The 14145-nt window shown below is 33.2% G+C and carries 10 protein-coding genes and 1 tRNA gene; 3 read left to right on the top strand and 8 right to left on the bottom strand.

Annotation, left to right across the window (positions count from 1 at the left end; genetic code table 11):
* Window positions 1-103: 103 nt before the first annotated feature.
* From TTHT_RS01350 to TTHT_RS01330, 5 genes are all read right to left on the bottom strand, one after another.
* Window positions 104-179, bottom strand: a tRNA-Ile gene (locus TTHT_RS01350).
* Between the two features lie 153 nt (window positions 180-332).
* Complete coding sequence (locus TTHT_RS01345; protein WP_201328245.1) at window positions 333-893, bottom strand: HhH-GPD family protein; 561 nt, start codon at window positions 891-893, stop codon at window positions 333-335.
* 73 nt (window positions 894-966) lie between these two features.
* Window positions 967-2415, bottom strand: coding sequence for a hypothetical protein (locus tag TTHT_RS01340; RefSeq protein ID WP_201328244.1), 1449 nt, complete (start codon window positions 2413-2415; stop codon window positions 967-969).
* An 18-nt stretch (window positions 2416-2433) separates the two neighbouring features.
* Entirely contained in the window at window positions 2434-4626 is a 2193-nt protein-coding gene (locus TTHT_RS01335; RefSeq protein WP_201328243.1) for a sensor histidine kinase, read from the bottom strand.
* A complete protein-coding gene (locus TTHT_RS01330) occupies window positions 4616-5881 on the bottom strand; it encodes a DNA cytosine methyltransferase (protein WP_201328242.1) in 1266 nt (421 codons plus the stop codon). The genes TTHT_RS01335 and TTHT_RS01330 overlap by 11 nt, the downstream gene beginning before the upstream one ends.
* Window positions 5882-6321: 440 nt before the next feature.
* On the opposite strand from TTHT_RS01330, the gene TTHT_RS01325 reads away from it, so the two are divergent.
* Complete coding sequence (locus TTHT_RS01325) at window positions 6322-7032, top strand: arginase family protein (protein ID WP_201328241.1); 711 nt, start codon at window positions 6322-6324, stop codon at window positions 7030-7032.
* Here the strand turns inward: TTHT_RS01325 and TTHT_RS01320 are convergent.
* Together TTHT_RS01320 and TTHT_RS01315 are read right to left on the bottom strand one after the other, a co-directional pair.
* Complete coding sequence (locus tag TTHT_RS01320; RefSeq protein WP_201328240.1) at window positions 7029-7829, bottom strand: HAD hydrolase family protein; 801 nt, start codon at window positions 7827-7829, stop codon at window positions 7029-7031. The two genes, TTHT_RS01325 and TTHT_RS01320, sit on opposite strands and share 4 nt — an antisense overlap.
* Window positions 7830-7886: 57 nt before the next feature.
* Window positions 7887-8363 carry a DUF302 domain-containing protein gene (locus TTHT_RS01315; RefSeq protein ID WP_201328239.1) on the bottom strand — a complete coding sequence of 159 codons (477 nt, stop codon included), beginning with the start codon at window positions 8361-8363 and terminating at the stop codon, window positions 7887-7889.
* A 125-nt stretch (window positions 8364-8488) separates the two neighbouring features.
* On the opposite strand from TTHT_RS01315, the gene TTHT_RS01310 reads away from it, so the two are divergent.
* Window positions 8489-9634: a cation diffusion facilitator family transporter gene (locus TTHT_RS01310; protein ID WP_201328238.1), complete on the top strand. Its 1146-nt coding sequence runs from the start codon at window positions 8489-8491 to the stop codon at window positions 9632-9634.
* Here the strand turns inward: TTHT_RS01310 and TTHT_RS01305 are convergent.
* Window positions 9631-10839 (bottom strand): RtcB family protein, encoded by a 1209-nt coding sequence (locus TTHT_RS01305; RefSeq protein ID WP_201328237.1) that lies wholly within the window; start codon window positions 10837-10839, stop codon window positions 9631-9633. The genes TTHT_RS01310 and TTHT_RS01305 overlap by 4 nt on opposite strands.
* Window positions 10840-10956: 117 nt before the next feature.
* Here TTHT_RS01305 and TTHT_RS01300 point away from each other — a divergent pair, with 117 nt between their 5' ends.
* Window positions 10957-14130 (top strand): LVIVD repeat-containing protein, encoded by a 3174-nt coding sequence (locus TTHT_RS01300; protein ID WP_201328236.1) that lies wholly within the window; start codon window positions 10957-10959, stop codon window positions 14128-14130.
* Window positions 14131-14145: the final 15 nt, after the last annotated feature.

Raw genomic sequence — 14145 nt, 5'->3', positions numbered from 1 at the left:
TAAAAAAAAGGTGTTCTTCTTAACCGAAGAACACCCTATTCTATTTAATTTAAAATTGTTAATTCCAGAAAATCCGTTATACCCACTCCCACTTCCTTCAAAATGGTGGGCCCGGCAGGACTCGAACCTGCTACCGTCCGGTTATGAGCCGGAAGCTCTACCAGTTGAGCTACGGGCCCAAATTTTCAAATAACTACCAGAAAAATTATACCAACATCCTCAAAAATATCAACTTTAAAATTGACAAATAAATTCCTACAAAATTCTTTTAATCTAAAAAGCAAAATTTAGAGGTTATGTACAGACAAAAATCTAAAATATCAATAGTTAATTCAACTTTCTTCCACTATCTTTTGCTCTTTGTTTAGACTGCATAAAAACTTTAAAGGGCAGGAATCACAATTCGGTTTTTGTGGTTTGCATACAAGGGCGGTAAAATCCACCATTGCAAACAGTAACTGACCAGGGTTATCATGATTAAATATTTCTTTAGCTTTCTGTACAATTTCTTTTTTTCTTCTGATTTCTCCTTTCAGATTCAATCCATAAAACCTGTTTATAAACCGCGCTATATTACTGTCAACAACAGGAGTGGGTTTATTGAAACACACTGTTAATATAGCACCAGCAATGTATTCACCAATACCCGGTATTTTTCTTAGATCTTTATAATCTTCAGGGAGTTCACCATTATGTTTTTCTACAATGTATTTTGCAGACTTTATAAAATGTTCACTTCTCCAGTGAAGTCCTAGATGCTCAGTAACCTTTCTTATATCATCTGAATTTGCGCAAACCAGGGCAAACACATCTGGATATTTTTTTGTAAATTCATTATACACTGGCACAACCTGTTCCGCTCTTGTTCTATGAAGCATAAACTCTGCAATCATTATTTTATAGGGATCTTTTGTATGTCTCCAAGGGAAATCACGGGCGTATTGATTGAACCAATCCAGAATATTATTATGAACTTGTTTTATCTTCGTCTGTTTTTTCATATATTAATTTCATTTTCTCTGGTAATAGTGATGGTATTCCTTTTCTGTTAAAAAGATTTGAGAATTTATTCTGAATATCCACCATTAATGGGTCATTGACTCTTAATTTTAATTTCCAGCTATACATTTTATTTGCAGATATTGACTCTATTATTCTAAAATCCAATCCTATATGCTTATAGATTTTTTTTTGGCCATTGCTATTCTTACCTTCTTCAATTGCAAATGGAAGCAAATAAATATATTGATTTGGATTTTTTATTTTATTGAGAGAGTTGAAACTTTTCCATTTCTCAGAATTATTTCTATCCCTTCCAGCCCTCTTAACAAATATAGGGACATTATCATCGGTTCTATTATAAGAGTTGTTAAAGTTATCATTAACATTAAATCCATAGACCACTACATATCTATCTATATTTTTACTTTGAGCTATGTCACATTCAGGAGTCAAAATAAGAGCATACTCTTTTTCTACATCATTTTTATTAGTTTTGTATAGATTTCCAGTAAAAATGACAGTGCTAGGTACATTCTCTACATAATTAAAACTTCTATAGATTTTACTTATCATTTCAATATCATATGATTCATCACCATTATTTTCTTGATTATCATTGTTATTCTTATTATTATCATAATCTTCTTTATTATTATCTCTATTATTATTTTCTTGATTATCATTGTTAGAGTGGCGTAAGAACACTTTACTTTTTTCCATACTTTGCTTTATCAAATTTAGCAATAAGGTAATCATTTCAAATTCCCATAAATCTCCTACTTCTTTTTTTTGTTTAGAAATAAGGTATTCCCAAGTTTCTTTATTAAATTCAACAAATTTTTTTGCAACGATATCACGAGCTTTATTAAGTTCTTTTTCAAAACTATATATAATATTTAAGGAATTTAATTCTCTTATTTTGTTTGAAATAACACTAAATACATCTTCCTGTTTGTCCAGTTCCCCACTCATATGATTTAAAAACTCATATTTTTGTATTAAATCACTCTTTATATCATTTTCCCATTTTTCTTTATGATTGGATAAAATAAATAGGAAGAAATACCCTTGATTTTTTATTAATATTTCAATGAAACGTTTGATGACTTCTTCATCAGTATCAGTAACCTTTCCATCGCCGTCTATATCGAGGTCAAGAAAGACGAGTCTTATATTTCGAGTGTTTTTAATAAGATTCTCAAAATTATTAATATCATTTGAAGAAAACATTGTAACAGGTATACCTTTTCGATTAAGATACAAAATAAGCTCCAAAAGCTTATTTAATTCTTTGTTTTCCAATTTTTTGTTAATATCTTCTTTTTCTGATTTTAGTAGAGTTTTTGAATTTTTAAGACAATCTTTTATCTGCTCTAATCTATCATCTACTATCAGAGCACTCCCTGGAATCATTATAGCCCCCTTTCAATATTATTTTTCAAATATTAATTTAAAAACAGCTCCTTCTTTCCAATTTTTTGCTTCTAGCTTTCCATTATGCCTTGTCATAATATTATCCACAATATATAATCCGAGTCCATAACCATTCTCTTTCCTGCTGTAGTAAGGTTCTTTGAGCATTTCAATTGGATCCTTTATACCTGTCCCATTATCTTTGATGGTAATAAAAGGTCTATCATCTTCTTCGCCCAATATTATTTCTATGATACCTTTGTAATAAATCCCTTTTTCTCTTAGTTGCATTCTTTTCACACGGATCCAGTAAATAGCATTATCTACCAAATTAAGAAAGGCTGTACCTACAAGATTCTCAATTATAACTGCCTTTTGCTGGAGATCTCCGACAATTGAAACTTTAATATCAAATTCTTTTAATTCCCTTTCTTTTATTTTGATAGCATTTTTAACAACCTTTAATAGAAGAACCTCTTTTCGTTTCTTTCTTTGCATCAAATTACCAATTGCTTTTACTATATTCTGCGTATTTTCAATTAAATTCTCCAGTTCTCGTATATAATCATTTAAAAACAAAGGATTCTTTTCTATTTCTTTTATTAAAGAATTGATTGATTTAAACCTGATATTCAATTCATGAACAGGGAGTGTATAGCTAATTCCTATTGCAGCTGCCTGCATATATCTATCCAGAATATCTGTTACTCTTTCTTTGTAGACCTTTTCAATTTTTTCTACGTCCTCTTTATAGAGATCATAATGCTTGTTCCTTCTTAACTTATTTTTAAGATTAGAAATAGTTTGAGTAACCTCATCGTCATATTTACTCTTTTCTTTTGCTTTATCCATCTTTGTTTTATCCTGCTTCCGAAGGTTGGACATATGCTTTAGAGAAGCTTTCACAAGTTCGTAGAAAACCTCGTATTGAGTATTTTTTATCAATCCCTCTCTGTTGGACTGATCAATAAGCAGTGGATTTCTTTCAGAAGATATATTTATAAATCCTACTATTTGATTCCTGCTGATTAATCTTTCCTTTGGGGCGTTTAATCTCCTGAGGTCTAACCCAAGCCAATCATCATCTTCTTCACCGTAAGGCCAAACTCTGAATCCATCACGATAAACCCTAACGCCTGCATTTGGTTTGATAACAGTCTTGTATTCCATCTGCAATCCTGCTACTTTTAAAGCTGATGAATCAAGATCCCATACATAAAAATCCACATAAAACTTGCCAGGAAAAATATCTTTATAAAAATTCTTTTGATTTTTCTCTTTATTAGTTTCGTTCTTAGACTCGTAAAGTTTTTTTAGTTCCTCTAAAAAATTTAGGATGAATTCTTTTAAATCAATTTTTCCCCCCGGGATACTTCTTGAAAGCTCTGGATAATCTGGTCTATTGAATGAATAAGTGAAGTGTAAAATGCCTTGTTCATCTACTACTCCATGAATTTTATAAAAAGCTGACTCAAGAAGAACATTTATACTTTTGACAGCATCTATTTCTTTCTGAATTTCAGAGTTATTACTCGCTATTTTCATCTTAAATTGACCGGTTTTGCTTCCATCAGAATTATCACTTCTTCTAATAATATCAGGAGATTCAAGTGCTTTAAGTTTTCGTACTGTATTTACTATTGTTGACACTTTCCATGGATTTATATTCGATATTTCTATATATACTCCACCCCTTTGCAAAAAATATTGAGGAGTTCTAGTTTCAATTTCTATTTTAACTTCATCAAGATACTTATCCTCAGAAAATTTATTCCAATTAATATCTACCACTGTTTCATAATTTTCCAGAGTTCCAAAGCAGTCAATAGTTGCTCTGGTAACTAATTTAACTTTTTCTCCAAGTTTATGCACAGCAAATCTCCCGATCCCTTTTTCTCCAAGTAATTTTCTGTTAAAACACTTGCTATATCTTTTGCATTCTTCCATTTTCTTATCAGGTGTGGCAGGTTCTAACCATACATTCCTGATTTTTTCAAGACTCATTCCTGTTCCATTATCTTCTATTATTATCTTTCCTTTCTCAGGATTCTGTATATCAATTAATTTAATAAATACTTCAGTTGCATCAGCATCATAAGAATTTCTAACCAGTTCTACAAGCGCGATGACCTCACTGGATATAAGTTGTTCTCCAATTATCTTAATTAACCTTGCCCTGGGTCTAAAAGAGAGTTCATCTTTATAAAGCATTTATCATCTCCTTTATTTTTTCAGCAATTTTTTGTGCCATAAGCGGAGGAACGGCGTTTCCTATCTGACGGAACATTGCAGTCATGGGTCCTTCAAAGTAAAAATTATCCGGAAAAGATTGCAATCTGGCAGCCTCTCTTACCGAAATTGAGCGAAGTTGATTTATATCCGGATGTATAAAATAATGTCCATCTTTACCAAGGTGGGCTACAATAGTCTGAGAATATGGTAAATCAGGAGCAACAACTTTAAATCTATCTTTAAATGCCTTTCTGTTTCTATGCGTTTTAAGCTCTTCCGGCAGTTCATTATATTCGGGCCTTCTTTTTTCTTTCATCCATGCTTCAATATATAATTTATAGATTCTCCTGTCTCTTTCATTGTGATTTCTTGCAATATGCAGGGTGAGAATATCATCATTGTTTCTTATCCCATAGTATTTTAAATATTCAGAAGGTTCTCCAATGTATTCACCAGTATACATTTTTTCGCCGGGTTTTAGAGGGGGAAGATCTTTAAATACTTCCTTAACATTGAACTTTTCGACATAGGAATCTTTTTCAAATTCAGGATATTCTAGATTTAATTCTATCCTCCACCCAATAACAATAATCCTTTTTCTGTTTTGTAACACACCAAAATCATAGGCATTTAAGATTTTATATTCTATTTTAAATCCCGCTTCTTTGAAATACCTTTGCACATCTTCCCATAGTTTCCCATTCCCTGCTGAAAGCAATCCCGGGACATTTTCAAATACAAAAACCTTTGGTTTAAACACCTCCAGAAATTTAACATAAAGCTGATAAAGGTAATTTCTTCTATCATTTTTCATCCTGTATGGATCCCTGGCTCTTCCAATAAGAGAGTATGCCTGACAGGGCGGCCCACCAACTATCACATCTACATTCTCTATTTTTTTCTGTTTCATTTTATTCTGAATCACACCTATCAAATAGTAAATATTTTCTTCACTAATTTCTTCATTTATAACTGTGTTTAATTCAATATTAGGGACCATTCCATAAAGTTCTTCTCTTGATATTTTCTTTTGCAAATATTTTGTGTAAATACCCGCTTTTCCTTTTTTTACAAGATAATGATAAACAATTCGCGTTTTAAGAGTAAGTGAGGCATATCTGTCCATTTCTACATATGCTACTGGCGTAAATCCGGCACTTGAAAAGCCCTCGGCCAGTCCACCTGCCCCGGCGAATAATTCTAGATAAGTCAATTGCTTACTATTTACTCTCATTATACAACCCTTTAATTGCCATTATTTAATACTTTTTTTATTTCAATATGTTCCGCATTGTAATCCCATAGATTTTTAAATACATATTTATCTCTTAGTTGCATACATATATAGCATTTGTAAATATTTAAAAATTCTAACAAATACATATTTCACCCTCTCATTGTTTTAATTTTACACTATACAAATAACAACTTCAAATATTAGCTTTGGCAGTGTAACATTAATTGTATCAGTGAGAAAAAACCATCTTCGGGAAGGAGAGGGTAAAATACCCTCAGAGCAAAAAATAACTTTAACAAACTGATATTTAACCAGAACTAAAGAAAGTAAAAAAACATCTAAACAGAGAATAATCTTAGAGATTATTGATTTTTATAATTTTTTAAATAAAATAAAAGTGGGTAAATTAATTGGATATGGGACTGAGGGCATAGGTTATGTTTTCAGTACTCATATTGCACACAGAAAACTCTTACTTGCTGCAAAAATCCATTCTTAAAAAAGCTAAGTGTGTTGATTTAAGGGATATTCCTGAAAAAAAACTAATGGCCACATTTGAAACTTTAAAGAGGATTGAAGAAAAACTGCCACAAAAACAACACTTAATTACCTTTTTAGGCAAAGGGGATTATCACTATTTAAGTTATCTATTTTTGAAAAGGATAAAAGAGGAGTTTACCCTCGTTGTTTTTGATAATCACCTTGATAATCAGCCTGTATTTGATAAAAATTTTATATCTTGCGGTTCGTGGTTAAACAATGCAATTACCTTGCCTTTACTTAAAAAAATTATAGTTATTAAACCAGAAATTGAATCAACCAATAACACGAAAATTAAAGTGATTGACTTTAACCCTGATGCACTTGAAAAAGAATTGGAGAATGAAAAAAGGATTTATGTATCAATTGATAAAGATATTCTTGATGAAAAATTCCTTAAAACAAACTGGGACGGTGGGAATTTCTCCCCTGAAATGATTGTTGAATTGCTTGAAATTATCCCGAAAGAAAAGATTTTAGGGGCTGATATTTGCGGTGAACCTGATGATTTCAACCTGTTTGACATTCAAAAAAGCGAAAAGATAAACAACATGCTTTTAAAAGCACTAACAAAAGCACCTGTTTTGAGAAGAGAATTTATCTCTTAAATTTTAAGGTTGAAGTATTCAACAAGAAACTTTGCCACCCCGTCGTTGTAACCTGCATCAACAACATGTTTTGCGTACTTCTTTATCTCATCATCTGCATCTCCAACAACCACCGGCTCACCAACTATTTTCAACAATTCAATATCGTTGTAATTGTCACCACAGTAAATTGCATCTTTCAAATCAATCTTTAAGTATTCTGCAAGTTTTTTAAATGCTATGTGTTTTTTTGCCCCAGGATTGTTAAACTCAAGCCACTGGTGGGTGCCGTATAGTCTGGGGCCAAACATTACAATTTCACCAAATTTTTCAATGGCTTTTTCAGTTATTTTCTCAATCTTTTCAACCCTTTCAAAAAATCCCACCTGAATTACATCTGAAGGCAAATCTTCAACACTTCCCTTGAAAATCCTGTAAATCGGCTTATCCCACCTTAACGGTTCTTCATTGTAATCTTCAGGCACAAAGCAATACACATTGTTGTCTGTGCAAAACACCCTCGCTATGCAATTGTTTTCCAGTCCAAAATCAACGATTGCCTTTACAAACCTTTTATCAAGCAGTGAGTACATTAAAAGCTTTCTGCCGTGATAAACAAAAGCCCCGTTCTGGGCAATCATATAGGCATCTTCCTTCCCCACCATATCAAAGTATTTAAAGGCTATAAACCTGTTAAACCCCGTCACAAAGCAAAAGGGGACAGGAAGGGTGTGGATTACCTTTTTTGTAAAATCGGAAATTCTGTTTTCATTATTTGTTAAAGTGCCGCCAATATCGCTTGCAACTATTTTTACCATAACATTTAAAATAATATCAGGAAAAAGAAAAATAAAAAAGGGGGCTTTTGCCCCCGTTTATTCCTTTATCTCTTTTATAAATTCCTCTTCCTCTTTTGCAACCTTTTTCATAACTGTTCCTAAAATGCCTGTAAACATCTTTGACATTAATGGGATATTCATCTTTGCAACATAGGTGTCTCCATTTTTCATCTCATAAACAGACCATGAGCATGGCATAATCCCTGACCATTTTGGGTCATCATTCACAACCTTGTTTGCATAAACAGATTTGCACACAAAATAAATCTTGCAATTTTTAATGTTATCGTAATTGAGGTTTTTTTTAATTTGAGATTGATAAAATTCCCATGCAGGAATTGGAAATCCCCAGCCTTCTCCTTTGGGGACAACCTCTTCAATCTTTTTACAGGTTTCTTCAAAGTTGTACTTGCTTTTAACGGTTGTAATCATCTTTGCCCTTAAAACAGCAACAAAAATCCACCCAACAACAATTGCTGTAATCAATACACTTGCAATAATACACAGTGCCATACCTTCCCTCCCATTTTTATTCTATATAAAAGTATTATAGGCTTTTAAAGAACTATGGTTCATAAAAATTATAACTAAATTTTTTATTTATTCCATAGAAAATAAAAATTTAATAGAATATTTGTATGAATGGATTTTTTGAGTTTCTCCTTAAAATTTTTAAAATTAAGGAGAATGAAAGAAAGAAAATAGGTTACTTTGAAGGATTTTTCAGCATTTTTGTAAATATTGTTATTTCTGTCGTAAAACTATTCTATGGAATTACCTTAAACTCTGTTAGTTTAATTGCAGATGCTGCACATTCAATTTCAGATGTTTTATCTTCAATTGTGGTAATAATCGGTTTTAAGCTTTCAGACAAGCCGGCAGACAAAGAACACCCCTTTGGACACGGAAGGATAGACTTAATTGCAACTGTAATAATCTCAACAATGCTTCTTATAGTTGGATTTGAATTTTTGAAGGATGCAATAGTCAAAATAAAAAATCCATCAATAGTTTCCTCAACCAACATTGAAATTTTAATAATTGCTTCAACAATTTTGCTCAAAGAGTTGCTTGCACAATTTTCCTTCTTTTTAGGCAAGAAAATAAACTCACCCTCTTTAATTGCAGAGGGACATCACCATCGTTCAGACGCACTATCAACGGTTATTGTTATAATTTCGCTGATTGGAAGCAATTATGGATATAAGTGGATTGACGGGGCTGCCGGTTTAATAGTGGCACTTTTCATTATGCACACAGCAATTGATTTGTTGAAAGATGCGGCAAATCCTTTAATTGGAAGCGCACCTGACAGAGAGATGGTGGAAGAAATAAAACAAATTGCAATGTCTTACCCTGAAGTTATTGATGTTCACGATATAGTTGTGCATCAGTTTGGAGAGAAATGGCACATCTCCCTCCACATTGAAATTCCCCACACTATGAATATTTTAGAAGCACATACCCTTGCAGACAATATTGAAAGAAGAATTCAATCAAAGTATAAAGGAATGACAGTTGTTCACATTGACCCTGTAAATTCTGACCATCCTCGTTATAGTGAAGTAAAACAATTTATTAAAAAGCTTGCAAATAAATATCCTGAGTTAAAAACAGCACACGATATAAGGATTGTTGGAGACAAAGACACTTTTAACATACTTTTTGACATAAACCTTGAAGAAACAAGGGAAAATTACGAAAAGCTTAAAGAGATAAGAAAAGTGATTGCAAAAAAGTTTAATGCAGGGGTTGTTGTAAATGTTGACCCGCCGTTAAGTTAGGTTGCCTTTACATTCAACAAAGGCTTTACCCTATCAAGAATATTAGCAGTTGGCTTAATTGCCTGTTCAATTAAAGCAGGGTCTTTGTAAGCATCAGGGGCTTCATCAAGGGTGGATTTGCACACAGAAGAGGAAACAATCCCCTTCATCTGTTTTTTAAAAACTTCAAGAGACAACCTTCTCTTTGCCTCTCTCCTTCCCATAACCCTTCCTGCGCCGTGGGGGGCTGAAAAATTCCACTCAGAGTTTGATTTGCCTGTGCAGATAAGAAGCCCATCTCTCATATTGAAGGGAATAATCATTCTTTCCCCATTGTAAGAGCGAATTGCCCCTTTTCTAATAATCAAATCATCCATATCAATGTAATTGTGCACCGATTCAATTGTATCTAAAACCTCACAATCTAAGATTTCAAGCAAGGTTTCAATAATTGTCATTCTGTTTAAATGAGCATAACTCTGTGCAAAAAGCATGTCATGAATGTAATCAAGTAACAACTCTCCTTCAAGGTATTCAAGCCCTTTTTGAACCTTTATTCCCTTTTTTTCAACATACTTTTTTGCAACCTTTTGATGATAGTTTGCAACACATAAACCAAAGTGCCTGCTTCCAGAATGCACGGTTAAACATATATCCCCTGAATTTTGAGACTTGCCAATCTCTATAAAGTGATTTCCTCCCCCCAATGTGCCTATTGAGTTTATGGTTTTTTCAAAATCAACACCAATTTGCGCTGATTTTCTTTTAAGCCAACAGGGAGAATAGGCTTCAGGTTTATAATTTGTTTTTCCTATTTTTTCCTCAATCTTTCTCTTTACCCTCCCAAATGCTTTGTTTAAGTTGTTCCACTCAAATGCAGTTTCTATATTAACCTTTGGTTTTTTGTGAATAGAAAAACCAGATGGTATCCTTGATTTTATTGCAGAATCAATCTTTTCAAGCTTTAGTTTTTTAGGCTTTCCAATGTTTACAAGCACCATCCCACAACCAATATCAACACCAATTGTGTTGGGGATTACCTTATCAGTCATAGGCATTGTAAAACCGATAACAGAGCCAATCCCTGCGTGGCAATCAGGCATTATTACAATGTTTTCTGTAAAAGCAGGGTGATTTACAATAGAGTAAACCTGGTTTAAAACCTCTTTTTCAACATTATCAATCATTATTTTAGCCTTTGAATATTTGCCTTCAACAATTATCATATTAAACCTCTTTAAATATTTTACCTGAATTGTGTAAAAAATATAAATGTGACCTGCTTCACTTGAAAAAAACAAAATATTACTTATACTGTAATTATTACCACCCTGGAGGATAAAATGAAAACCTTATTTTCTAAAATTTTGGCTGTAATGATTCTTTTGTTTTTTTTCACAACCTCAACTTTTGCTATAAGTTATAAATTAGGAATGTTTGAACCTGTTCACCACGGGTACTTTGCCGGGTCTGTCAATTATAACAACTACAACATTGCTGTGTCTCTGTATGGGGAAATATGCGTCTATGATGTGTCTAACAACGAATATGAGTTGGTTAACTCAATAGACTGCAATTTCAAGTTATCTTCTTACTCTTTAAATCCGGTTGTTTATCAACACTATATGTATATTCCAACAAGGCAAAAGCTTCTCATTTTTGACTTATCTGAACTTCCAGAAATTAAATTTGTAAAATCATATCCACTTGACGGCAGTGTCACTTATGTATACTCTATAGCAAAGTACGGCAATATCCTTGCATTAGGTGGAATTTCAAAACGGTCTGCCCTCCTGCTCTCACTGGAAGACCCGGAAAATCCAGTTGAACTATCACTTGTTGAAACAAACTCAACCAGAGTTACAAAATCTGTTGACATTACCGATAAATATCTGATAACCGCATCTCTTTATGAAGGGTTATCAATCTGGGATATAAGCGATGTCTATAATCCAGTTCTTATAAAAGAGTTTGATATACCCAAAATGATTTGTGCATACATTGTCAACAATGATTACATCATAATTAGTGACAACTACAGATTGAAACTAATTAACATATCTAACCCTGAAAATATAGGAGACCCTGTTGAAATTTACAATGACAACATAGGCATTACAGGTGTCTTTACCCTAAATCAAAACCTTTTGATTTTTAATATTAATAAATCTCTCTTTTGCAATCTTTCAGAGCTTAGTAACCCATCTAATATTAACTGGAAAATAGATAATCTGGATTTCTACTGCGTAAACACCAACATTACTGACATGGGAGGAGGGATTTACAAAATATTTTGCAGAGACTATTATGATTCCAAAACAATTTTTGAAATCAATGACTCATCTCAAAGCATAACTCGAATAAGCAGCATAAATGGGGAAGATTTTAGAAATGACGGTGATATAGTCACCTACAACAATTACCTTTATACAGTCACCTATGGTAAAGGAATAGCTATTTACAGAATTGGGACAGACGATAAACTTGAATTAATTAAAACTGACAGGTTAAACAATACTATTTTTAATCCAACAGGATTGAAAGATATAACAATAACAAGCTCTAATAAATCTACTCAACACTATCTTCTTGTTAACGATACATATAAATTTGTAATAGCAGATTTAAGCGACCCTGAAAATCCTTCAGTTATTTCTTCCACAAATGCTTATATAAGAAGTTATTGTTATTCTGAGCCTTATCTTTTTGTTTACTATGACAGTTCAAAAGAAATAACAATATTTGACCTGTCAGATGTTTCTAACCCTCAACAAGTTTCAACACTTGAATTAACTGACTCTCAACAGGCTTCTATTTACTACTACAACGATTATCTTTATGTTGGGAAATATATTATTGATGTATCAGACAAAGCCAACCCTCAGGTAGTTAGCGATACTACTCCTGCAATAAAATTAACAGGATTGGATGACTATTTGTTTTGCTGGCCAACTTCAACCTCAAACACTTTAAAAATACTAAAATTAACAGACCCTTTAAATCCAGAAGAAGTACAGACAATATACCTTGGGGCTTCTTATGTATACTCAATGAACCTTTTTACTGAAAACTTACCTATGAATGATATGGTTGTCTGCTCTTTTAATGCGACAAACGCCACCCTGCCTAAAACAGTAATAATTAAATACAACTCAAGGGATGAAAAATTTGACATAAGGTATTTTCTTGATTCTGAAGTTAAAGGAATAGCCTTTGGTTCAAACTATGCATTTGTATCTCAGATAGGAAAGGCCCCCCTTGCGCTATTTGGACTTGCCTTTTCAATCCCCCACATTGCAAACACTTGGGGATGGGAAACAGACCTGGTACTTGACAATATAGCTGACAGAAACGACAACATTACCTACTACCTTGAAGATGGAATAAAAACTGTTCAAAAAACTACGGACATATCTCCCTATGAACAAAAAACAATACCTTTGGCTGAAGGCCAATGTGGAGAAGTAATTATGCCTTTTAGTTCTTATTTAGCTTTTAAGGTTTCCTATCACCACACAGAGGAACACGGAATAGCTGAATTTACATTAAACTATTTTTATGACAAAAGCTTTACCCTCTATACACCTCAATACCTTTCAAGTAATTTAACATGGATGGGACTTGCAACAGCAAACTGCGAAGACGATGTCCCTGGTATAAGCCTGGATGCATACGACAATACAGGCAATCTCCTTGAAAGGGCAAATTATGTCCCTCACCCTATGGAAAGGTATGCCTCTGTTTTAAGCAACATTTATACTCAAACAGACTGGCAGGATATAGCAAAAGTCAGGGTTGAATCCAACGGATTTTTCAATGGATTAACAATTTCAGGTAACGGCAACTCCCAGTTACTTTTTACACCAGCGGTTTATGACAGTTTTAAAAATGACACAAGGTATCTTCCTCACATTGATGTTAAAGGATACTGGAATACATACCTTGTGTTAGACAACCCAACTGATTCAGATATAACAATAAATCTAATACTTTATTCACAGGGTAATGAGGTTGTAAACGAGAACAAAACTGTTCCCGCAAATTCAAATCTAACAATTCTATTAAACGATTACGCAGATAAAAATGTTGATTGCGGAAAAATTTCAAACTGTGGAAGTGAACTTGTTTCAAGGCTTGCTTACAGGTTTAACTCAACAGGGGCAACCGCAGAGTTTTTAATCAATGGATATGAACATAGCTACTTTCTTGCATTAAACCTGCCAGCTTACAGGGCAGATGTTTTAACCTGGTGGGGAATCGCTTTAATGAACCCAAACGATTCAGCCGTTACAGTAACATTAAAAGCCTATGCAAATGGACAGGTAATAGATACAGCCACAGTTAACCTTAACCCACATACAAAAATGGCAGACTTGCTTGAAAATATTTTTACAAACCTGAATGGGCAAACTGTTGAGAGGGTAATAGCACAAACTTCAACTGCACCTATTTTAGGGCTGAATATTTGCGGTTCAAATCAGGACAGGTATCTTTTCACCAAAGCGTTTTTTTATTGATAAAGTGGGGGCATA

This window comes from Thermotomaculum hydrothermale, assembly GCF_016592575.1.
Taxonomy (GTDB): Bacteria; Acidobacteriota; Holophagae; order Thermotomaculales; family Thermotomaculaceae; genus Thermotomaculum; species Thermotomaculum hydrothermale.
Note: the sequence above shows the minus strand (reverse complement) of the source record. Positions and strands in the feature narration are given on the sequence as shown.